The organism is Pontixanthobacter rizhaonensis (assembly GCF_012972675.1).
GTDB lineage: Bacteria > Pseudomonadota > Alphaproteobacteria > Sphingomonadales > Sphingomonadaceae > Pontixanthobacter > Pontixanthobacter rizhaonensis.
Genome location: NZ_JABCRE010000003.1, coordinates 833352 through 856719 on the forward strand (window position 1 = coordinate 833352; position 23368 = coordinate 856719).

At 53.6% G+C, this 23368-nt stretch carries 17 protein-coding genes and 1 pseudogene; 15 read left to right on the forward strand and 3 right to left on the reverse strand.

Annotation, left to right across the window (positions count from 1 at the left end; translation table 11 throughout):
- The first annotated feature begins 260 nt into the window (after window positions 1-260).
- From HKD42_RS11780 to HKD42_RS11825, 11 genes and pseudogenes are all read left to right on the forward strand, one after another.
- Window positions 261-3290 carry a MobA/MobL family protein gene (locus HKD42_RS11780; RefSeq protein WP_170013574.1) on the forward strand — a complete coding sequence of 1010 codons (3030 nt, stop codon included), beginning with the start codon at window positions 261-263 and terminating at the stop codon, window positions 3288-3290.
- 145 nt (window positions 3291-3435) lie between these two features.
- Window positions 3436-4320, forward strand: coding sequence for a 3'-5' exonuclease (locus tag HKD42_RS11785; protein WP_170013575.1), 885 nt, complete (start codon window positions 3436-3438; stop codon window positions 4318-4320).
- A gap of 58 nt (window positions 4321-4378) precedes the next feature.
- Window positions 4379-4903, forward strand: coding sequence for a hypothetical protein (locus HKD42_RS11790; RefSeq protein ID WP_170013577.1), 525 nt, complete (start codon window positions 4379-4381; stop codon window positions 4901-4903).
- A gap of 119 nt (window positions 4904-5022) precedes the next feature.
- Window positions 5023-5601: a hypothetical protein gene (locus tag HKD42_RS11795; RefSeq protein ID WP_170013579.1), complete on the forward strand. Its 579-nt coding sequence runs from the start codon at window positions 5023-5025 to the stop codon at window positions 5599-5601.
- A 45-nt stretch (window positions 5602-5646) separates the two neighbouring features.
- Window positions 5647-6402, forward strand: a complete 756-nt coding sequence (locus HKD42_RS11800; protein WP_170013581.1) for a hypothetical protein — start codon at window positions 5647-5649, stop codon at window positions 6400-6402.
- A gap of 144 nt (window positions 6403-6546) precedes the next feature.
- Window positions 6547-7485, forward strand: coding sequence for a helix-turn-helix domain-containing protein (locus tag HKD42_RS11805; RefSeq protein ID WP_246237008.1), 939 nt, complete (start codon window positions 6547-6549; stop codon window positions 7483-7485).
- On the forward strand, window positions 7482-9062 hold the full coding sequence (locus tag HKD42_RS11810) for an Eco57I restriction-modification methylase domain-containing protein (RefSeq protein ID WP_170013583.1): 1581 nt from the start codon (window positions 7482-7484) through the stop codon (window positions 9060-9062). The genes HKD42_RS11805 and HKD42_RS11810 overlap by 4 nt, the downstream gene beginning before the upstream one ends.
- Window positions 9055-11652: a DEAD/DEAH box helicase family protein gene (locus HKD42_RS11815; RefSeq protein ID WP_170013585.1), complete on the forward strand. Its 2598-nt coding sequence runs from the start codon at window positions 9055-9057 to the stop codon at window positions 11650-11652. Before HKD42_RS11810 ends, HKD42_RS11815 begins: the two co-directional genes overlap by 8 nt.
- Before the next feature lie 161 nt (window positions 11653-11813).
- Window positions 11814-11978, forward strand: a pseudogene (locus HKD42_RS13485) (DUF6538 domain-containing protein); the annotation flags it as partial.
- Between the two features lie 45 nt (window positions 11979-12023).
- The gene (locus HKD42_RS11820; protein ID WP_170013588.1) at window positions 12024-13532 is read left to right on the forward strand and encodes a site-specific integrase; all 1509 of its coding nucleotides are present in this window, start codon (window positions 12024-12026) and stop codon (window positions 13530-13532) included.
- Window positions 13533-13620: 88 nt separating this feature from the next.
- A complete protein-coding gene (locus HKD42_RS11825; protein WP_170013590.1) occupies window positions 13621-14712 on the forward strand; it encodes a hypothetical protein in 1092 nt (363 codons plus the stop codon).
- 1 nt (window position 14713) lies between these two features.
- Here HKD42_RS11825 and HKD42_RS11830 read toward each other — a convergent pair whose 3' ends face one another.
- Complete coding sequence (locus tag HKD42_RS11830; RefSeq protein ID WP_170013592.1) at window positions 14714-15739, reverse strand: DUF4365 domain-containing protein; 1026 nt, start codon at window positions 15737-15739, stop codon at window positions 14714-14716.
- 134 nt (window positions 15740-15873) lie between these two features.
- On the opposite strand from HKD42_RS11830, the gene HKD42_RS11835 reads away from it, so the two are divergent.
- The gene (locus HKD42_RS11835) at window positions 15874-16530 is read left to right on the forward strand and encodes a recombinase family protein (protein WP_170013594.1); all 657 of its coding nucleotides are present in this window, start codon (window positions 15874-15876) and stop codon (window positions 16528-16530) included.
- Here the strand turns inward: HKD42_RS11835 and HKD42_RS11840 are convergent.
- Complete coding sequence (locus HKD42_RS11840; protein WP_170013596.1) at window positions 16481-17077, reverse strand: hypothetical protein; 597 nt, start codon at window positions 17075-17077, stop codon at window positions 16481-16483. The two genes, HKD42_RS11835 and HKD42_RS11840, sit on opposite strands and share 50 nt — an antisense overlap.
- A 310-nt stretch (window positions 17078-17387) precedes the next feature.
- Between HKD42_RS11840 and HKD42_RS11845 the strand changes: the two genes are divergently transcribed.
- Window positions 17388-17873: a DUF488 domain-containing protein gene (locus HKD42_RS11845; protein ID WP_170013598.1), complete on the forward strand. Its 486-nt coding sequence runs from the start codon at window positions 17388-17390 to the stop codon at window positions 17871-17873.
- Window positions 17874-18070: 197 nt separating this feature from the next.
- Here the strand turns inward: HKD42_RS11845 and HKD42_RS11850 are convergent, their stop codons facing one another.
- Window positions 18071-20221 (reverse strand): ATP-binding protein, encoded by a 2151-nt coding sequence (locus HKD42_RS11850; RefSeq protein WP_170013600.1) that lies wholly within the window; start codon window positions 20219-20221, stop codon window positions 18071-18073.
- A 90-nt stretch (window positions 20222-20311) separates the two neighbouring features.
- Between HKD42_RS11850 and HKD42_RS11855 the strand changes: the two genes are divergently transcribed.
- The gene (locus tag HKD42_RS11855) at window positions 20312-21505 is read left to right on the forward strand and encodes a DNA cytosine methyltransferase (protein ID WP_170013602.1); all 1194 of its coding nucleotides are present in this window, start codon (window positions 20312-20314) and stop codon (window positions 21503-21505) included.
- A 928-nt stretch (window positions 21506-22433) separates the two neighbouring features.
- Window positions 22434-23354, forward strand: coding sequence for a LysR substrate-binding domain-containing protein (locus HKD42_RS11860; RefSeq protein WP_170013604.1), 921 nt, complete (start codon window positions 22434-22436; stop codon window positions 23352-23354).
- The last annotated feature ends 14 nt before the right edge of the window (window positions 23355-23368 follow it).

The window sequence follows — 23368 nt, forward strand, 5'->3', positions numbered from 1 at the left end:
TCTGAGCCTTATGCGAATGAAGAGGCTTGGTAGTCTAGCCTCTCGAAACCCCCGTCCGAAGTTTGCGTGAAAAGTACTCGGCAGACTTAGTTGCAGCACTAGAGACGCAAAATTTCTCAATAATGCGAACGTCAAAAACCGACAGGACGTGAGGTTCAGTGGGTGGGGACGCGCAAGAAACGTTGACCCTTGCTTTGCATGGTCAACACCCGCTCCCCGCTCGAAGTCCCCACCCCCTGTTTTAGGCAAGGACGCTTCGCGTGATCAGACTGGAATACGACGGAAAATCGATGCCTGCAACCGCAGGCCGCGTGAGCGCGATCATGAAGGATGGCCGCACCGCGCGGCGCCTGCTGTCCGACGGACGCAGCGCAGAGAAAGCCCGTGAACGCTCGGCGAGGCTTCGTTCCATCAAAGAGGCAAAAGGCGAACGCGAATACGGTAAGCAGGTCCGGAAAATTCTTCGCGAACTTGGGCTTCATCCAAGCAATAAGGCCTGGGGGCGGACCTTTCATGTGAAAGTCGAAAAAAGCCCGGAGCGCAAACAGCCCAAGCGCGAAAAGAGACTCAATCCGACTACATTGCGATTGGGCGCCCGGAGATACAAAGCTCCCATACGTGATGGACGGGGGCGGATCGCCGTCTTCGTCAGGATGCGATACCTCGGTCAGAAATCGAAAGGATATCGATCCGGTCGGGCAGCCGACCATGTCAAATATATCTTCCGGGAAGACGGACTGGAGGATCCGGAAATCCAGCTGGCGAAACCGATGTCGAATGTCGGCAGGACAGTTGAGGAGTGCGCCGCATTCTGGAAAGCGCTGGAACCGATCGAGGAGGGCTACCGCGCCAATTCCAAAGTCCAGTTTCGCATGACTGTAGCGCTCCCGTATTTCTTTGATGCCGAACAGCGCCGGCGGGTAACACAGGCGATCGGTGACCAGGTTTTCGGACGCTTGGGACTTGGCTGGATGGCTGCCAATCACATCCCGGATGCGAAAGGTTCACAGCGCAACTTTCATCCGCATTTTGCAGCCTCCATGCGTCCTGCAGAACATATTGGCGATCATGAATGGGCCTTCACCGAGGAGAAGCTGACCGAGCCTTTCACGCCTGAGGGGCTACTTCGTATGCGGGCCGAAATCGCCGCCATCATCAACATGGAATGCCGACGTGCCGGGTTCGAGGAACGCTATACACATCAGTCCTATCAGCGTCGCGGCATCGACGCCGTTGCTACTGAACATGTCGGACCGGAACGCATGGCGCTGCACGACAAGGGCGAACCGGTCGGCGTTGTCGAACGCAATAATGCCCGGGTTGAAGCAAACGAACATTCGGTCGCGCTTCAGCACCTCTCGAACAGGATTGCGATGCAGGAAAAAATTGTGGGACTGGTGAAGGAAGCCGCCGTGCGCGCTCACAAAATCGCCGGAGTGCAGAAGCTGAATAGCACAGTGACAGGTATGCGAAATACGGCCACCAGACTGAACGCCGCGCATGGCAAGATGCAAGGGCTCCGTGGCATTATCGATGCCGGCCACCAGCTTCATGAAATCCGGAAACACGCAGCACAATTACAAGCCGCGAAGTCTGCCAAAATTCATCGCAGCGGTGCGCGCGCACCGCTGGATAGCATGATGTCAAAGCTACACAGAGCAGTCCGGGCTGGTAGCCCTAAACCTGGACAGCTGGATCAAACTGCACGTCAAAAACTCTCGGTCTTGATGGCAAGCTTTAGGAATCGTCGGCCGGTCCAACCGAACCGTGTGTCAGAACTGGCGTATGACGCGATCAGGCTCGTTGCAGAACAGGCGAACAAGCTGCGGCAAGTTCGAAATGGAGCGTCCATCCGGACTGTCGTGCGCGGCACCAAACTGGATGTGCGTTCGATTCTGCGGTCACGTGGTTCGTCGGGCCTTTCCGTGACCAAACCACTGTCATTGCGCCTGGCAGCTGTGGAACGGCTGCACCGAATCCAGAAACTGGCGAATGGCGGTCTACGGAAGCAACAGCCTGTAACCGCAGGTAGGGCTACTCCTTACGCAGTCGCCAACATTACATCATCGGCAGTCGCTATAAGAAATGAGGATGCTCCCAAGCGTGTGGCGGCGCCAGTTGTCGCATCACTGGCTGGCATTTCCGCTTCCGCTCGCGGCCTGGTTCAAAAGACCTGGCCAAGGAAGATGAGTCGGTCGTCGGCCGCCCGCCTAGCGTCCATCAGAAGTCAGGCGCAGATTTTGCAAACCAGCCGGCATTTTGTGCCTCACTCATATGATGCGGGGCTCGATCAAATCCAGAGTATTCGGGCGAGCGTATTCGCTCGGCCGGTTTCAGATTCAGGTGAACCAGCTCAATCGTCTCGGCCGCTGGGTCCATGCGATGTCGCTTCGCCGGCAGCCGCGCGGGAGCTCAAACCCACAGGCGCAGTGGCGGCAGGCGGCCAAACTGAAATCGCACCGTCAGTGCGTAGTTTCACGGAGGGGACAGATGCGCCTGCCCGTATCGGCAACACGGATGATCCATTTCGCTCAGAATGGCGGAACGGTGAGGCAAACGGTGCGCATGCGGTGAATGCAGCAACCGGGACCAATGCTGATGAAAAACAGACTGGATCGGCCGGACCAACAAACATACCGAAGCCAGAAGCGGCTGCGCCAGATGCCGCTTCCTCGTCAGGCGATGCAGGGCGAGCATCTCCGACGCGCTACGAGCTGTCAGGCTTGGGACCGCAGCATATTGTTGCTCTGCTGGCTGGCGAGCGCTTTGCAGTTGAGGAACCGCACAGGGGGATGTTTGTGCCCCTCACACCGGTCTTTGAGAAGCACGGGCTTGATTGGGGAGCCATACTTCACCCGGCGGTCCAGAGTTCAATGGCGGAGCGTCTCGCACAGCAGCGCGAGCAGGAGCGTATTCTGACGCCATTGCTCGCGCGATACGTGCGCGAAGAGGATATCGGCGACGACGACAGTATCATTGCACGCATGCCTGATGAGGAACGCCGTAGGTGTGCCGAGAAGTGGCGGGCAACCGGTCTCCTGCGCATTCTGACCCAGCGGATCCGCTCAGACCAGAGACGTCAGACTGAAAAGCTCTATCGCAAATGGCGTGCTGCAAAAGATGCAAATCTGCCTGAGCATCAGAAGTGCGCAGGTGACGCGTCTGCCCAATACAAACGCTGGCCAATTCAGCTTCCGCCGGATGACGTGGTTCTCATGGAGCGGGACGCTGCCGTTCATCGCAGACGTCTTGCCCAGCTTCAGGGGCAGCAGCGCAGCATCGGAGACTGACGTAGAAATTCGCACGAATCCACAATTGGAAAAGCCGCATTCACAGAGGGGCGGCATGAAGGAATGGCAATCGGCTGAAGCCTGACCTGGCGTGAGTGAAAGGGTGGAAAATGTTCCGTCCGCTGACGTCATGAAAGGCTAGATTATGATGAAACAAGATGAGAGTTCAGCAGCGAAAAAACGCCAGTGTAGTTGCGATGACGATCCGGACCGCCGTGTCCTGCGCAAGATCACACCGCTAGGCGAATGGCCTGAAATATCGAACCCGGTGCAACCCACCACGATTGTTGCTGCCATTGATTGCGAAACCACGGGATTTGATCCTGAAGAGGATGCGGTCATCGAAATGGCCGTCGCGCTGATCGAAGTGGACGCAACCGGATGCATCACCAGAGTGCTGCGAAAAGGGTGCGGCACGCAGGACCCCGGCCGGCCCATACCGCAGCGCGTCACACAGATCACCGGCATCACCGATGCCGATGTTGCGGGTAAAAACTTCAGGCGTGAAGCATTCGCAGAGGTGCTGCGACAAGCTGATGTCGTGCTTGCGCATAATAGCGGATTCGACAGAAAATTCGCGGAGCGCTTTCTTCCGGATATCGAGAACCTCGCGTGGGCGTGCAGCCTCAACGATTTCGACTGGATTGGCGCAGGATTCGACGGAGCCAAGCTCGGCCATCTGATCAACCAGATCGGACTGTTTGCTCCCAAGGCGCACAGCGCGCTTGCTGATGTCGAGGCGCTGGTGAACCTGCTGGCACATCGTCTGCCGGACGGGGAAACCGTTGTCGGCAAGGTTCTGGAAAAGGCGGCGAAGCCGACCACCATGATCGAGGTGATCAACGCCTATTATGGCAAACGCGGCGAGATGAAGCGGCGAGGCTTCCGCTGGAACCCTGCCCGTAATGCGTGGTGGGTAGAGGTTGGCCAGGACAAGGCCGGCGACGAAACCATTTGGGTTGAAGAGACCATGCCGAACGCGCGTCTGCGTATTTCGGACATCACATGGCACACACGTTACCAGCGGTAGGATTGAAGAGAGACGGGCGGCTCGAAAGGCCGCCCGGGCGTCCAAATCTAAGGTGAGATTGAGCAGTCCGTGGGAACGAAAAAAGCTGCTCCGACCGATCAGGTCGTCACTAAAAATCAAGGAACATCGAATGAATACGATTTTGAACGCGGACATCAGTCCGCGCGAAGCAATGATGCGCGCCCTGCACAGGGAAATGGGCGTCAAGGAAAATATCTGTTTGCCCAGTGCATCGCTTTTCGGCGCAGTGGACGGGGTCTCCGACAGGACCTTCACGGGACTTGCCTGCCTGGCTGAAGAGAGCAGCCGCGATATGGTCATGGGCATGTGGAAAGGCCCTGATAGCAAGACGCCTGCCTTGCTTCTGGTATTCTTCCGGACGCCGGACGGAGTTGAAATCGCACCGGCCCATGCAGCCAGCCTGCGGGATGACAAGGCGCTTGTCCTTGTTTCCGGGGACTGCCGCAGCATCTTCGCCCTGAACTATCAGCATCAGCTGTTTCGAAAATCTTGCTCGCCCTCGGCCAGGATCGAACGGTCGATCAAGCGCGGGCAAGCGAGACTGGCAGCTGCCATCGGCTGACCAACTTTCGGGCAATCCTGCCGAATACGGCGGACACCCTCCTTACATCCAAATCCAACCCAGCAGAGCGGGCGGCATCATTGCGATGACCGCCCGCTCTGCGTTTCGGGATATCGAATATGAACCACTACTCCCATCCGCAGTCCGCCGTGTCATTTGCGGTCATGTATCGCCAGCAATGCCCGGACGGGGTCCAGCCCATCCGCGCGATCGGCGCGTTCAAGGTCTCGCTCGGCTCGGGCGATGATGTCGCGTTCGAGCGTCATCACTTTTCCTACCGGTCTGACGATTTGCTTGGCCCTACCGCCGATATGCACTCGCTGGTAGATCGCCGCACGGATTGCCTGACAAATATCGGCCCGGACCTTCACAGGCTGGCATTGCTGCCGGATGATGATCGTCTGACCCGGGCAGAGCGAAATGCGTTCCCCATTCGCGACCACCATCGCCATCGCCGTGCCCATTACATCTCTGCCAGCGAACGCGCGCTGTCTGTTATCGGTAGATCATACGATATCGAACTGGCCCCGCCTGATGCTGACGAAGGTCTGACGGCAGCGCGGACACCGCAGCGTGCGCAGGCCATCTGGCTTGCGTGGCTCACCGGTGTTCTCAGCGAGGATCCGCAGCATCGCGCCATGCTTGCTGCGTATCAGGCCTGGCATGCGCTTGAACGGGCCCGGCCCATTCAATTCTGATTTGAGAGGATTTTGGCCAATTCTGGCTGAAAGGAAAATAGTGAAATGACTAAAACATATCTGAGCACCGATCTCGAATTTGCGTGGGATGAACATCTCCATGAGGCGCATCGCAGCATCGACAGCAAATCGAAGCACCATGCGACGGCCGTAAAGCGCGTGATGGCCGCCGCGTGCTTTGAATTTGCCGTGGACGATGAGGGGCGCGTTTCAACCGGCGCAGTATCAAGCTGGACCCAATATGATTGGGGCGACGAACAGGCTGTAGTCTCGGAGCTGTTCGACCATCTTCGCATAAACGAGGAAAAGCCAATCCTCACCTTTGGCGGCCTGGCAACCGACATACCAGTGCTGTTGCTCTCAAGTATGGGAGAGCGGCTACGGCTGCCACCTCAGCTTATCGATCAGCCTGGCCGACGCGGTCCGCGCCCGCATCTCGATCTGGGGCTGATGCTGAAGGGCGGGGGACGGACCTGGTCGCATCTGTCTCAGGTTTTGCTGCGCGTTGGAGTGCCGCAGGAACTTGTGGCTGCCAAACCGGTCGTATCTCTGCCGAAGACGCCGGAGGAATGGGCTGAGCTGCGCGATCATGTGGAGCTTGATACGCTTCTGCTGGCTATTGCAAAGATCGCATGGCTGACCGCGCAGGGCATTTCCGGTTTGCGGTTCGCACCCGGCGCTATTGCCCTCATCGCGGGATTTCTGCGTCGCCGACCTGATCACAGTGCTAGTGCGGACTTGCAGGTTTATGCAGACGAACTTCAGCGATCAATGACCGAAAGCCTCGCTATGCCCGCATAACCACTACCTCAAAATGCGCCGGGCCAGTGAAATACCTTATTACTGGTTCGGCGCATCAAGCCTCTGAAATGGTCCGAATTTTTCACTGGTTTGAGGAACATGCTTTGCGAATTGCGACCAGCGTCCTATCAACTGGGATAAGCTATGATGACCCTAGACAAAAAACCTTCTTCGTTCTCAGTAAAACGCACGGATGCCGGGCTGACGCTCAGTGCCGTGGCAAATGAATTCAAAGTCACCGAAGAAGTGATCAAGGCGTGGGAAAGCGGGGAGGCCAAGCCTCCAGTAAGCGTTATGCGTTCGCTGGACGCGATTGGCCGATACGGCGGTGGCAGTCAGACAACTCCGGTCCCTTTGCGCGGCAAACCGCAGCAGTCCGTCGAAGGGTCTAAATCGCCCCCACAAAAACTGCAGGGCACATCGGAAAAAGCCCTAATCAAATCCAAGGCACGGGTCGCCGACCATGGCGAGGTCTTCACTCCCCCTTGGCTGGTCGAGAAAATGCTCGATCTGGTGAAGGGCGAGACAGAGCGGATTGATTCACGGTTTCTGGAGCCAGCCTGCGGGAGCGGCAATTTCCTCGTGCCCATCCTGCAACGTAAGCTGGCAGCGGTCGAGGCCAAATACGGCAAGTCCGATTTCGAGAAGAAGCATTACGCCCTTCTGGCTCTCACCAGTCTCTATGGCATTGAATTGTTGGCGGATAATATCGCCGAATGCCGCGCGCTGATGTTGGGGGTATTTGCCGAATATCTTGGTTTGGAACCGGGCGACGATCTCTACCGCGCTGGCTCGCATGTCCTGTCGCTCAACCTAATTCACGGCGATGCGATGAGCATGAAGGATGCTGATGGTGGGCCGATCACGGTCGCTGAGTGGAGCTCGCTCGGCAAAGGCAGGTTCAACCGCCGCGATTTCCGGTTGGATGTGTTGACCGGCATGGCAAAATTCCGGGAGGAACGGTCGCTCTTTTCCCATCTGGGCGATCATGAAATTTTTCAGCCAAGTGGCGATCATCCGCCAATGACTGTGCGTGATATGGCGGCGCTGGATACGGAGACTGATATGGAAATTGGCGAATGAGTGACCTTGCACCATTCACCTTGAAAGGTCGCAACCCGGATGTGTTGAGCTGTATTGCCAACCTGTCCAATGACGAGGTGTTCACTCCCCCGGAATTTGCGAACCGCATGCTCGATACGCTGGCAGAGGCATGGGCTGCCGATAATGACGGCGCAGACATTTGGGCCGATAGCAGCGTCACGTTTCTTGATCCCTGCACCAAATCAGGCGTGTTTCTCCGGGAGATTGCCAAACGACTTATTGCGGGTCTGGAAAGTGAAGTTCCAGACTTACAGGAGCGCGTCGATCATGTGCTAACCAAGCAAGTGTTTGGCATCGGTATTACGCAGCTGACAGCTCTGTTGGCACGGCGAAGTCTTTATTGCTCGAAAAACGCGACCGGTGAACACTCGGTGGCGAAAAGCTTCGACGACGATGCCGGGAACGTCTGGTTCGAGCGGACCAAACATAAATGGGAAAAAGAAAGGTGCAAATTTTGCGGTGCTCCCAAGTCTCTTTTTGACCGAGAGCTCGAGTTCGAAAATTACGCTTATGCCTTTATCCATAGCAGCAAGATCGATGCGCACCTTGATGCGCTATTTGGAGGAAAAATGCAGTTTGACGTCGTCATCGGAAACCCGCCCTACCAAATGACCGGCGGCGCAGGCGGGAGTAGCGATTCATCGATATACCATTTGTTTGTTGAGCAGGCGTTCAATCTACAGCCACGTTTTGTCAGCATGGTGATCCCCTCGAGATGGATGGCAGGGGGGCGGGGTTTGGCTGGCTTCCGGGAGCAAATGCTAAGCGGTGGCCATGTTCGAGGCTTGACGGATTACACTGATTCAGCGGCTGCATTTCCTGGCGTCCAAATAAAAGGTGGTATCTGCTTTTTCCTGTGGGATCGGGATCAAGCTGGGCCATGCAATCTAACACGGATATCGGATGGCATTGAAACTGAGCAAAAATCTCGTGACTTAGGTGAATTTGACGTTTTTGTGAGGGAGGAGCGGGCTCTAGAGATACTAAAAAAGGTTCTTAAAAAAGAGGAAGACTCAATTTTAAGCCTTGTGTCGGGTGACACGCCCTATGGAATAGCGACTAACTTCAAGAACTGGAACGAAAAGAAGAAATCGGGTTCCATACCACTGCATTTGATTAATCGTGGAAAGCGTTCGATTGGTTTCGTGAGGCGCGATCTGATTAAGAAGAATGCGACATCAATCGACAGGTGGAAAGTTTTGGTTCCAGAAGCATACGGCGCTGGGGAATCATTTCCACACCAAATATTGGGAAAAGAGATCGTGGCTTCGCCGCCAGCCGTTTGCACTCAGTCTTATCTCGTAGTCTCACCTTTTAAAACGAAAGAAGAAGCAGAGAGTTTCGCAAGCTATTATAGAACAAGGCTATTCAGATTCTTGGTTTCTTTGAGGAAAATTACTCAACATGCTCTTCGATCCACCTATTCGTGGGTTCCATTACAAGCTTGGGATCAAGTTTGGACTGATGAGAAGCTTTATCAGAAGTATGAGATTGACCAAGATGAGATTGCATACATCGAAAGCATGATCCGTCCGATGGAAGCTTCCGGTGAATAAGCCATCTGTCGACGAAGTCCTGAGTCCCAAGCCAGAGGCCCGGCTGCGCATCTACGCGTGGACGCCGAATGATCCTCCCGCTGCTTATGCCGGACTAATCAAGGTCGGGCAAACCACCCGCGAGGATGTCAACGAGCGTATCCGCCAATCGCAGGGCCAGATGCAGCAGACCTATACTCTCCATGTCGATGCTTTGGCTGAGCGCGATGATGGCAGCACTTTCCGCGATAATGATGTCCGCCAGCGGCTAATCGATAAGAAATTCGCCAATCCAAATATGGATGGCTCGCGGGAGTGGCTGCGCTGCACCGCGGACGACGTGAAAACGGCCATAGCTGAATTGCGGAAAGGCTTGCGGCTTAGCGGCACGCATCACGAAGACTTCGTGATGCGCCAGGAACAGACCGACGCTGTCGACCAGACGTATGATTATTATAAATCACGCTGGAGCGAGGATGCCGATGCCGTGCCCCGCTTTTTGTGGAATGCCAAGATGCGCTTCGGCAAGACGTTCACCAGCTACCAGCTGGCGAAAAAGCTGAAAGCCAAGCGCGTGCTGGTGGTCACCTTCAAACCGGCAGTGGAAGATGCTTGGCAGGCGGATCTGCAAAACCATGTCGATTTCGATGGCTGGGAATATATCTCCCAAAAATCAGGCGGTGACCCGCGCGATGTCGCTGCCGATACGCCGCTGGTCTATTTCGGGTCGTTCCAAAACCTGCTCGGACGCGATAGGCAGGGCAATATCAAACCGAAGAATGAGTGGATCCACACAATCAATTGGGACCTTGTCGTATTCGACGAGTATCATTTCGGCGCATGGCGCGATTCCGCCAAGGAACTGTTTGAAGGCGAAGACGATGCCGCTGCCAAGGCCGAGATCAAGGAGCAATATGCAATCGGGCTGGACGAGGTAAACGAGGAGTTGGATGTCGCTGGCAAGGATCAGGATTTGTTCCTGCCTATCACGACGCGTGCGTATCTCTACCTGTCCGGAACGCCGTTTAAAGCTTTGGCCACCGGTGAGTTCATCGAAGAGCAGATTTTCAACTGGACCTACACCGATGAACAGCGCGCCAAAGCAGAGTTTGACGCCGCGCATCCGAACGAGCGCAATCCTTATGGCGCTCTGCCGCAGATGCGCTTGTTGACGTATCAGATGCCGGACGAACTGCTCTCAATCGCCAGCGGCGGTGAATTCGACGAGTTTGATCTCAACGAGTTTTTCAAAGCCAAGGGAACAGGCATTCTAGCCCAGTTCGAGCATAAGGACGAAGTCCAGAAATGGCTGGAAATCATTCGCGGTTCTGGTGCTTCGCAGGCACTGGAAAGCTTGAAGACCAAGTCCCGGCCCCCTTGGCCGTATTCCGATGTGCGGTTGCTACCTTATCTCAATCACGCCTTCTGGTTTCTGCCAAATGTTGCCGCATGCCATGCGATGAAGAATCTTCTGGAAGAAGATCAGAACGTCTTCTGGCAGGAATACGAAGTCGTAGTTTCGGCGGGAGCGGATGCAGGTGTGGGGCTAGAGGCATTGCCGCCTGTCCGCGAAGCCATTGGCAGTGGTCACGACACCAAGACGATCGTCATGTCCTGCGGCAAGCTGACCACAGGGGTGACAGTGCCCCAGTGGTCCTCGATCCTTATGCTGCGTAATCTGAAATCGCCGGAAACCTATTTCCAGGCCGCGTTCCGCGTGCAGTCGCCATGGTCAATCAAGAACCCGGACGGCGATGACCCAAACCGCGAAGAAGTGCTGAAACCGGCGTGCTTCGTATTTGATTTCGCGCCGACGCGTGCTTTGCGTCAAATATCCGAATACGGAATTGGCCTTTCTCCTGGTGAGCCCAATCCTGAAAAGGCAGTGGCGGACCTTGTCTCATTCTTGCCTGTGCTAGCTTATGATGGCGCGAACATGGTGCAGATCGATGCTGGTGGCATCCTCGATATGGCGATGGCCGGCACTTCAGCCACGCTGCTTGCGCGCAAGTGGGAGTCGGCGATGCTCGTCAACGTCGATAATGACACGCTGCGCCGTGTGTTGGACAGTGAAGAGGCCATGTCGGCAGTCGCGCGCATAGAGGGATGGCGCGCGCTGGGCGACAATGTGATCGAGACGATCATCAACAAGAGCGAGAAGGTCAAGGAGCTCAAGAAAAAGGCGAAGGACGGGGAGCTCGACAAAAAAGAGAAGAAGGAGCTGACCGAGGAGGAGAAGGAATACAAATCCCTTCGCAAAAAGGTTCAGGAGAAGCTGATCAAGTTCGCCACACGCATCCCGGCTTTTATGTATCTGACCGATTTCCGCGAGAATACCTTGGTCGACGTAATCACCAAGATTGAGCCGGAGTTGTTCCTCACCGTCACCGGACTAACGGTCGCTGATTTCAACCTCTTGGTCGAGTTGAAGGTCTTCAATACCGAGCGCATGAACGCCGCGGTATTCGCCTTTCGGCGGTATGAGGATGCATCTTTGCGCTATACCGGAATCGACAGCCACGAAGGGCTCGCCAAGATTGGCGGATACGATACCGTGATCGCAAAGGAAGCTGCTTTGACTGACGAGAAAGAACCGGAAACGACAGATTGAAATCAGTTAGCGGGGAAGATCGACGGAAATTTCCCAATGATTTGAGTGCCCATTGTTTTCATGTCGGGTGCGCCATTTTGGCAAAAAGGCAATGAAAAACAGGGGCTGGCGAAACTGCCAATCCAGCCGAATGTTCAACTGTCCCACAATGGTGTACCACAGTGGGTAGGAAAAGCGGCACTCGGCACCCGCATTTGATCCGCCGAGGAAATGTTTTCTATGTGCGGTTCCGCATTCCCAAACGTTTGGTTCTCAAGCTGGAGTTGGGAGAACTATCCCGTTCATTGCGAACGTCTGATCTAGCAACTGCAAAGTACCGAGCAACGGACGCGGCCCTTTGGTTTGCTGAAACAATAGCTATCTTGGGAAAGATGACTTACGCGACCCGCCACCAGCTTGAAGAAGCAGCAAAGCTGTATTTTAGAGAACTTTGCCAAGAGGTGGACCAGCCGCACGAGTTTTTAGGGGACCAATCAGGAGCGGAGCTTGGGTTCCAGCTAGAGCAGTCAGCGGCCGAAATTCTTGCTTTAGACGAACAGATCCTCGCAAATGCATTTGCGAAGTCGGAGATGCCCGATGCGCTGCGCCAATACGTGTCCGGTGATGTGGCTCCAGTTGATCGTGTTCTCGCATTGCAATTGATTGCACGGGCAAAGAGACAGCAGCTGCGATACTTCATTCATCAGTTGAATGAGCCTCTGAGAAAGTTCGAAAGCGACGATGTCGTTTTCAGCGATCCACCTGATCTCGGGCAGGCCGCGCAACAGAATGATGGGCTTTCGCCCCCCTCGATCTATCGACCTGATTTGACGCTTGCCAGAGCCAGAAGCTTATTCGTTAGCTATTCGGGTGCCGTTTTAGGCCAAAGCAAGAATCCTATCGATGAGGCCGAACGTGTCCTCGTTTGGCTGGGAGAACGTGTCGGAGACGACAAGCCTGTTTCCAGTATAACAAGAGCGGAGATTCGAGACTTTCGAAATGACCTGAACAGACTTCAGAAGCAACAAGGAAAGCGGACCTCTTTTGCAGGGCGCCTCAACCTACCAAATGGCGAGCAACTACATCCGGCGACCCGCTCTAAGTACTGGCGTTCGGTCAAGGCATTCTTCAGTTGGCTGCAAGAAGAGTATGATGTTCCGAACGCAGCCGTCGACTTAACCCTAAAAACTGGGAAGGCGGTTCCGTCACGAGTGACTAAACCACTCAGCCTGTCCGAAATCGACCAGCTATTCAGCATCCCGATCTTCGCTGGTGCAAGAGGCCCAAATTCGCTGTACCAAGCTGGAGATTACGTTCGCCGGCGTGGTGAGTGGTGGGCTGGAGTACTCCAGTTGGTTTACGGAATGCGCGGGGGTGAATGCGCACAGCTGCTTCCTTCTGACTTTGTGTTCGATAGCGATATTCCGCATTTCAAAATTCAGCCGGGCAATCTACCAGAGGGCTGGCCGAAGAGGCATAAGAAAGACCTACAGGTTCTTGCCTTACCGATTCCTCCTCAGTTGCTTGAACTTGGGCTGCGAGAGTTTGTTGAAGCCCGACAGAAAAAGAAACGCAGGCTCCTTTACGAAATCCGGATCGCTGAGAAGAAGCGTGGAGATGGAATGAGCAAGCTATGGCTCAGGCATTTCCAGAGGTTCGGCTTACATTCGGAAGGCCGTGGGTCTCATGTCTTCCGGCATACGCAGGCAAGCCATCTCCGAGCTGCTGGATCGTCTGAGGACGAGATTTCGATTGTACAAGGGCGAGCGATCAACTCGATTTCCAGCAAGTACGGAGTTACACAGCAGCTTGAGCGAAAGCTCGAAATTATCCAAAGGCTTCCGTATTTAGAGAGTGTTGTCGAAAAACTGGGCGGTCCCTTCGACCCAAAGAAGCATTGAACGCCTAACCAATAAATCGTAGCCTACCGCCGCTTTTTGGGCTATAAACACGTCAGCTTAGTGCCACGGAAGGCGAGGTTGCAAGAAGTTGCCGATAAAGTTCTTAGACGGCGATTTCCATTCCTATAACAAGGGGCAACCGGTAGGTAAGCCAAAGCCGTCATATGGTACATTCCCGACGGTAGTAGAGCTATCAAATGGATGGGTAGCTAGGGTCTCAGTTCCGCTACCTGATAAGATCAGGCTCGCAATTGATGTCTCTGATGAAATCTACTCTTCGGGATTTGGTGGGCTGTCGGTTGCAAGCTGGGTCAAGCAAACTGGCGATCATCTAAAGGGCGAGCCTTGCAATTCTCAGCACCTAAACAACGCCTATAATCCTGCTTGGGAATATCCATACAGGTTCGTTGAGATGGGCTTAGGTAAGCGTGAAGCAATGGTTCGTTTCGAGTTCCGGCGGCCTACGAAACAATCACCCCCTCGGCTTTGGATAACGACAAATCCAAGGAAACTAGGCCCTGAAGGCTTCAAGACCCTCGTCGCAATGCTCTCCAATGCAGAAGGTCCATTTGCGATAAAGCCGCTTCTTCAATCGGCTAAAGTCACGATGCTGGATGTTGCGGTTGACATTGTCGGTCTGCAAACTTCCGATCTGGTGATCTTCCATCCTTACGTCGGGAAAAGGCAGCATTATGTCGGAGCAGATGATGTTCTAGAAACGATCTATTTGCACCGCAAACCCTTCAAATCAAAGCCCGCCGGCAATGCTTTTGTGAAGGTTTATGATCGCCGCCGCGAGCGTATTGCGGCTGGTAAAAATGCTCCGCACGGGGCGACAGAGGTGACAAGAGTGGAAGTCACCAGCCGCCGAAAGCATCCGTACAATGCTTTCTCTAAACTACTTGATTTCAGCGATCCATTCAAAGGGCTGAAAGTTGGCTTCGTGTGCGATCAAAACCCAATCAGCAGGGACTGGCTAAGCTATCATGCCCTCACGCGAACAATGAAGCCTGAAAAAGCAGCACAGATGCTGGGGCTTACACCAGTTCAGCAGCAAAGCTTCGATGAAGCCTTGCAAGTCACATCCAATCCACTTGTGGCTGGCAAGCTTAGTTGGGCAGGATGGAGCGAAGGGGTTCAAAAAACTGGGCTTATGCAACTGCTGCTGGCAGCCGCTTGAGCTACTTGGCGGCGCTTTTACCATGCCTGCTTGATCTATGTGGCTGGCGCGCTTGTTGAACAAAGTAATCTCCCAACCCAGATTTTTGTAGGGCATCAAATTCGTAGGTTAAATCACGTAGACTCTCGATGTCTAAGTCTTCTGGGAGGGTGGTTTCATAGACGAGCTTCAAATAGCGAGCGTTTGAGTTTGCCCAGTAGTACTTCCCTGCAAGGACGCGCCGTTCGAGTTTTTGCAGTTCGGCAATTAGTGCCGGAACGAGCTTGGCGACGACGGGCTTGATCGCATCGTAGCAAAGCTCTCCCCAACCATCTTCCATCGCTCGTTGGTCCCAGTAACTTATATCTGCCCAATACTTGCGCTCTTCCTTAGTTGGAAAGAGCTTGTCGAGTTGTCGCCAGAGCAGCACTTCGCATACTTCAAGCAGCTCAGCAAAATGGTCAGGATCATGCAAAGGAGAACCAGCATCGTATTGGTAGGCAGCGTCGAGCAACGCCAAATATTGCTTGAGATTGCGCAGGGCGCTTCGATGTGAGTTGATGAGGGTCGGAACTGTAGGTTGAGAAAATGCAAGCAAGGTCAGGATCACGGGCATCTCGTCCTTAAGCCTCTCGTGTTGCACAAATTCGACCGACTTTGATGCATCGCCTCCATCAAGCAGTTTCGTTGCCTGCCAAAAGAGATTTGAGGCAGAATAGATGATCTCGCTTTCGAGATCGACTGCGTAAGCGATGACATTTGTTTGCTGACTGATTTCACACCAGTACGCCAATGTGGATTGCTTAATGCCGCCTACGGCAACCAGCCCGTCTTTTCTGGGTTTGAACTTCTTGGAAGATTTGACCTGCGCCTTCAGCAACCGCCCCGTTACACGTCCGTTGATCTTTAGCTCGATCTCAAAGTCGATCCCATAGTCACTTTCTGTCTGACTTCGGAAAATCCCAATGTGCTTCGCTAGCTTGTAGCGGAGTATGTCGAAGGACGTGGCTTCGGCTTCTTGTTGCTTGGTGCTTCGCGGCAAGTCCATATGGTTATCCTGATTCGTACATGGCACAAGAGCAACTACAGACGAATCCATCTCCGGCGCACTTCTGACTGTACAGCAGGTCAACCATCAGCCAAGTTCTAACACATATACCAACCTACACATGTTCAGGAGCAATGCCGCTAATCGGTTATCTGAGGGTTTCCACGGGGAAACAGCAATTATCGGGGTTAGGACTAGAAGCTCAAAGGGCCAGTATCGAAAACTACGCTTCCCAGATCGGGGAGACCCTTGAGCAGGTATTTGTCGAAACAGAGTCCGGTCGCAAGAAGAGCCGCCCCGAATTGCAAGCGGCCCTATCCGCCTGCAACCGTCATAAGGCGACACTGATCATTGCCAAACTTGATCGCTTGGCTCGCAACGTGGCATTTGTCTCTTCGCTGATGGAGGCGGGTGTCGAGTTTGTCGCGGTCGATGCGCCTTATGCAAATAAGCTGATGCTGCACATTCTATCAGCATTCGCAGAGCATGAGCGCGAAATGATCTCAGAGCGCACCAAGGCAGCCTTGGCCGCAGCAAGGGAGCGCGGCGTTGTATTGGGTGCGCATGGACATGTCTTAGCCAAACAGAACAAAGCAGCAGCAGCAGCGCATGCCTCGATGGTCCAGCCCAGCATTGAGGCGGAGCTTGAAGCAGGCTGCAAAACGCTTACTCAGCTTGCAGACCGATTGAACGTACTTGCAATCCCCACCGCGAACGGGGGGAAGTGGCATCCGATGACGGTCAAGCGGACGTTGAAGAGGCTCGGACTACGTCTTCCTCAGCGGCATTGACCGCCCGAGCGAGGCCAGCGATCCCGCATTTTGCTGACAGCTCTTCGAGATTACGGAGGCTTATCGATTTCGTCGAAGGAAGGCTGGAGGTCAGGGTGACGTAGAAGTTCCATTGGCATGGGTGTCGATGGTCCGCGCTTTCATCAGAGATCGGGTGATAGGCGAAGATGTAGATTTGGGCGGCTCTTCCTACTTCAGTCACGAACGTTCCGTCTGTTTCCCAGCGCCCGCTTCGCTCGGCGATATCAAATCTAGGCGCACTTGGCTTGCTGTCTGGATGCAATACCCAGCTTTGCTTGGCAGCGGACTGCTTCACCTCAAGTCGTGTGCCCTTTGAGCAAGATTGAAAGTCCCAGCTCGAATAATCTCCGCTGCACCACTCCCACTCGGGTTCGAGTGCTAGCGCGATAATTGCCTCGGCCAAATGCCCTCGCAACACATTGTTGATCAATGGAGAGCCAAAGGTAGCCTCTGTTACCTTCGACACGGCATCGCTGACTGTAAAGGGCGAACCTGAGTATTCTTGATCTGAAACGTTAGCCTCCATGCTTTCGGAGGCGCCCGGACCAAGCCGGGTGTTCGTAACCTAGGCTTCCGCGAAGGCGCTGCCGCCTTTGGGCAGAACCTTGGACATACGCGACAGCCACCCGGCCAGAATGCTCTGACCGGCCGGAAGCTCTGGGGTTACGAAGCCCCACCCCTGAATTTCGCAGGAGCGCCGACAGCAATAGCTTTGCGATCACGAAATTGGAATAGCTTGTCCAAGGCGGAAAAACTGGTGGCAGCAAGCGATTTTGGCTGTCCAGCGAGTTGTCAAAAAGTTAGACTTTAATGCAACTAAAGCATTGGATTCAAACATGATTTATACATTGGGATACTCGAACAGGACGCTAACTGAGTTCACGTGTGAGCTTGAGAAACGAAACATCACTCAACTGATTGATGTCCGATCCCGCCCGTGGTCGCGCAATCCAAATTTCGATCAGAAGGCGATTGAGAAGTGGTCCGAACGATTAGGCATCCACTACCGCTGGGCTGGAGAGGTGCTCGGTGGCGACCATGCCCACCGTGAATTGCAAGCAATTGCAAACGCAATCTCTAAGCTTGCTAAGGCCAGTACGGACGAGAATGTCGCCGTTATGTGCGCCGAAGGCGATCCGGCCAAGTGCCACAGGACATGGGATGTGTCGGTGTGGTTGCTTCGTCGGCATGATATCGATCCCGTCAGCATCTTACGGGATGGGAGCGAGGAACGTGCCACACAGAGCCTTCTCCGCGTTTCTAAGCGTGATTTGCCTGATCATGCCTCCCAATACCTCAGTAGGCAGCGATCACTCTTCTAACAGGCCAAATTGCAGGGGATTGCAACAGGCTCGACGCTCTACAAAACGGCAAAAATGCCGCACAAGGTCTCGTTCGCATAATGGCGGATTTCTAGGGTTTTTCGGGAGTAACGCTTACAAAATTTGTAGATACATGCACCGGAGCAATTTTGGGGTGCAAGTAATTGCAAAATCTGATTGCAATCCCTTGTGAAAGTCTATTCGCCGCCCTTGGGGGGGATCAACGCTGGGGAGGCGGGTGCCCCAGCCATGGAAGGCAATCCGCTGGGGCTTTGTTTCTCGAAGTTCCCGATCAGGATTTTGAGGTTCTCGTCAGTTTCCGAGAGTTTGGTCAATAACTCCCAAGTTGCATCACCACCAAAATCACGAATGATTTCCAATCGTGTGTCGCCGCCCTGCACATCAGCGATCTCAATCATACTTGCTACCATCTCGACATAGATGGCCCTGCATTCGCTTAGGATTTCATCCCAGCCTTTTACCTCGATTCTAGAGTCTGTATTTTTCACGCCCGCTTTGTTGCCAACCAATAGCCCTTCTACTGTTGAGCCCGAGTGTGCTTCCTCCACGTAGTCGAGATAGGCTTGGAGCTGACGCACTTCCTCCTTCCCCATAGGAAGTCTTGGTTTCTTAATCTCGGCAATCCTGATCATTTTCTTGTCAGGAGATGTCAAAAATACAAAATCAGCGCGCTGCCGTTCGGTCATTCCTTTTATCACTAGCCCAGGATTGTTCGCGCCTTCAGGTTTTAATGCCATTGCAAGCCGGTCGGTTGTGGTCTTCAAAGTCTTGTCTGCGGTAAGAAGGTCTCCTCTCGGTTCAAGAATCCAAGGGAACTCTGATACAAGCTTCTGCAAATCCGGCTCGGCATTTCGATGTACCAGCTCATACAGCACCGACAATGCAAATGCTCGCTGAGAAAACGTCAAAGCCAAACCCATCTTCTCAGGAACCGAATGAAAAGAAAGCTCGCTTAGGATAGCTGTGATCTGCTCAGGCGAACTGCTTGTGTCCCTCAGTTTATCCCATAAGCTCCCCAAAAACTCGCGTGTAGGCTGATTGATCCAAGCCTTCGACACTGCGATTAAAAGTTGCTCTCTTGCGGCTTCAGCGGACTTGGTTTTGCCAATTTCGCGGGTTGCATCCGAAACTAGCGACACGATCTGCTCGTTCTCGGCAGCTGAATAGGTATTGACCGCCTTCGACTTTCGAAGTTCGTCCGCTTGATCCCTGACTTCTTGATCCTGCCGGTCTTTTCGAAATGCTTCGTACCGCGTTATCCAGCTGGACACCTTTTTTTGCCCCCACTTATATAGGGGTTGCAGCTCATCTACGCTCCAATCGATAGAGGTCCGGTCAGTTGAGATCAGGTCATTCTCAGCCTCGTCGAGCCAATCGGCTTCAACGACGGCATAGAGGTAACGCTGAAATACCTCTTTACCCTTCTTGTTGAAGAAATAGGGCCGTGCTTGCGCAATTTTGCCGTGCGCAAAAACACCCACGCCAGCTTCGTCGGACGACCACTCGGCTCGCTCGACAAAGCCAACCCAAAATTTGACTTCCTTTCCCTCCACCATCTCGATTGAGGTTCCGTCGCCCTCAGGGATTCTAAATTCGAACTCAGGCAGCGCCTCTGCGTGGGTTAGCCGCTGGTCATTCACCCGAACCACAAAATCGTCACGAAGCAAGACAACTGTGAATCTGGCCCCCAAATCTTGGGCCACTTCTGGTCGCTGCGGAAACTGATTGGCGTTGATTGATCGCAAGAAGATCGCAGTGCCCGAGTCTTTATCTTCTGCAATGAGGCGCTCACGAAACTCGTTGACCTTTGATGCAACATATTCGTCGTCACCTGCGGCGCTGGACATGAGCGCCAAGTCTTGTTCTTGAAATACCGGAGGATAGCTACCGTCAGACCCCTTCTTGAGAATGGTTTCGAGGTCGAGTGTAAACCAGTTGATCAGTCCAGCCTTGATGGTGACGACATCTACTATTCTTGCGATGCCAAATGGCGCTAGTTTGCCTAACCCCTTGCGGCCCATTGGCCTCCGCCCACCCGGCGAGCGCTCATTTGGTTTGCGCCTCTTTGGTTTCCCAACATGTAGGTAATGGTCCTTGATGAGCTGGAAATCCATGCCGGACCCGTCATCAAATATTGCAATGCAACCGTTGCCATTGTCGCCACCAGCGGGATCGATGAGAATGTCTACCCACGTAGCATCGGCGTCCCAACAGTTTGCCAGCAATTCGGCGAGCACGTTCCCTGTTTTATTTCGGTAAAGCTTAATGCCAAGATGCTCGATGACATTATGGGCGAACTTGAGCTTCGGTTGCTGATCGTCGGACATGCGTTTTCCCATAAATATTATGCCAGTCTAATTTCCATTTCGCACATATCCAGTTAATTCTCCGGTCATTGACAAGTACGGAGTTCGCGGTTGCCCAGTTTTTACGAGTTTTTTTCAGGTGGCGGAATGGCGCGTGCCGGGCTTGGTCGGAACTGGAAGTGCCTGTTTGCAAACGACAATGATCCAGCAAAGGCGGATATCTACGAAGCCAATTGGGGTGCAGATAGTTTGGACCGGCGCGATGTCGCCGAGATTGGAGTGGCCGACCTTTGGGGCATCGCTGATCTCGCTTGGGCGTCGTTCCCTTGCCAAGACTTGTCGCTTGCTGGGAATGGAGCCGGACTTTCAGGCAATCGCTCTAGCGCATTTTGGCAATTTTGGAGCTTGATAGCCGATAAGGCTCGAAACAATGAACACCCTAAGATCATTGTTCTTGAGAACGTGATGGGTGCGGTGACCTCCCATCACGGAAATGACTTCAGATCAATTTGTGAAAGCTTGCATGAAGCAGGTTATCGACTTGGGGCGTTGATGTTGGACGCATCCGCCTTCTTGCCACAATCGCGCCGACGCCTCTTTATCGTCGGTGTCAGGGCTGACTTGAAACTACCTGAAGAATTGTATGCTGAATCTGCGGTCGCTAACCTTCACACGAAATCGATAATCGATGCAGTTGACAAGCTGGAAGGGGCGGTCCGAAAGTCTTGGATTTGGTGGGCAGCTTTGCCTTCAGCTTCAAAACGCCATGATCTCGCTGATTATGTCGGAACGATCAACGATCCGAATGATTGGCATTCCGCCGATCAAACGCGGCGCCTTATAGAGTTGATGGATGACAACAACCGAGAGAAACTAAGCAGGGCACAAAAGGACAAACTCCCGCAAATCGGGGCGCTCTACAAGCGAATGAGAAAAGACACAAAAGGTTGTAGCATTCAGCGAGCAGAAATTCGATTTGATGGCCTTGTTGGTTGCTTACGAGTACCTCTCGGAGGCTCAAGCAAACAGACCCTGATTTTTGTTGATCGATCCAAGGTCCGAACGAGGTTACTTACCCCTCTAGAATCTGCGAAGCTTATGGGCCTTGCCTCGGATTTTGTTTTGCCCGAAAGCGCAACAGAAACCTATCACTTGACGGGAGACGGGGTTGCAGTGCCGGTTGTCTCATTTATTCGAGACGAAGTAATACAACCAATTCTACAGGCGAACGAAACGTCGCATGATCCAGTTGGGCTGATCCCATCAGATTCTCAAAAAGGTGGTTTCACGCCTGAGCTTGCGTAGATTAAAGCCCGCAACGGATAAAAATGCGGCGCTTTTTGCCGCGCTAGCCAGATACTAGTCCCACTAAACTGTCCCACAAGGGTGCGCCATGTGATATGCTGAGTTGAAATATATCAACCACTTAGGGAAACAGAAATTGACGTACTTCCTTTCCTCTCGGGTGCGCCAGTTTTTCAATGACTTAACTAAGCATCGCTCGCTCCGTATGGAATGAGTATGGAAAACAGGGGGTCAGGCTGACCGAGCTTCCGCGAGGCCCGCTAAGGTCGCAATCCGATAATCGAAGCACGGCTGGCGGTCCAAATATTCGCGGGTCCTCCCTGCCAGATGCGCCGGCATGAAGCGCTAGCTAACCGCATTTTCTCCGGCTGGGCAACTTCTAGGCGACTGTTTCAGTTAGAAGTTACAGTTTGGGCCGTAGCGGCTGGCCTGCTTAGCACGGGCGAACTGTGCGGATCGCAAACAACTCGCGCACTATGGCGAATTTCGATCGCTATTTCAGAACCTTGTCGCGCTATGAGTTGCACACGGATCAGCGCAAACCCGCTCTACTCGTATACGGGTTGATTCCGCCCAAAACGTTATTCTGAAGATATATCAGAGTCTTATATCCCGAATTCGCGGGGTACGGTGTGCTCGCTAGATTACGGTCTGCGCGAGTGTGCTTTAGGTATAGCGAGATCCTTTGCTTGCGCCCTTTCGGAAGAGATAATTGGAAGTCGAGCCGCGTGGCGATTGAGCGCTGGGAACGGCAACTTTGCGCCCCAATCTAAGACGTAGCTTCCGCGATACCAGCTTCTGAAAGCGGACGTTTTTCGCGGACATACCGGCATATAGTTGTTTCAAAAAACAGCTATTTGATAATTAATTGAGCCAGGATGTAACCAATGCCTCCAGTCTTGCGAACAGCAGTTGGTGAGGTAAAACTATGAACTTACGTGATCTGGAATATGTTGCCGCGATTGATCGCCACCGCAATTTTGGGCGTGCGGCAAAGGCATGTAATGTGAGCCAACCTTCGCTATCTGCGCAGGTCAAAAAGCTGGAAGAACGGCTTGGAGTGGAGCTGTTTGCGCGCACGACTAATGGCGTACTAACCACAGATGCAGGGCTACGTATTGTTGAGACTGCACGCGATATGCTTCGCTCTGCCCAGCGCATCACAGACACCGCCGCCGAATATCATGACCCGATGGCGGCCCCACTGCGCATCGGCATATTCCCGACTTTGGCGCCATTTGTGCTGCCCTATGTGTCTCAGACGATTAAAGACCTCGCGCCGGATCTCAACGCGATCTTTCGTGAGCAACCTACGGATACTATCTGGAAAGAGCTTGAGAAGCGCACAGTCGATGTCGCGATGATGAGCGGCCCTGTGGACCGAGCTGGCTATCGTTTCTCGCCTGTCTTCATTGAGCCGCTTTTGCTCATGGTCTCGGCCGATCATAGGCTCGCCAATGAAGCAACGATTTCAGTCTGCGATGTGCCGGTTGAGGAGCTAATCCTGCTACCCGAAGAGCATTGCCTGCGGGCTGATACGATCTCGCTTTGCAATGCTAAGAACATTGGTATTGATGTGCCCGATCTGACTTTTGCGACGAATTTTCTGACGATGTCGCATTTTGTCGATGAAGGCTATGGTTCAGCGCTAATCCCGATGCTGGCACGGCCGGTGCTGCAATGCGCAAACAAGAACATGCGGTTCATCGAAATTGAGGATCCATCATTCAGCCGCGAGATTGGATTTGTCTCACGCATTGGATGCCCGCGAGAGCATATTTTGATGGCTTTGGTTGATCAGATCAAAGCACACCCGCCAACCCGAAAGACGGCTGCAATGGCCGGTTAAATCCGCGTTCCTCT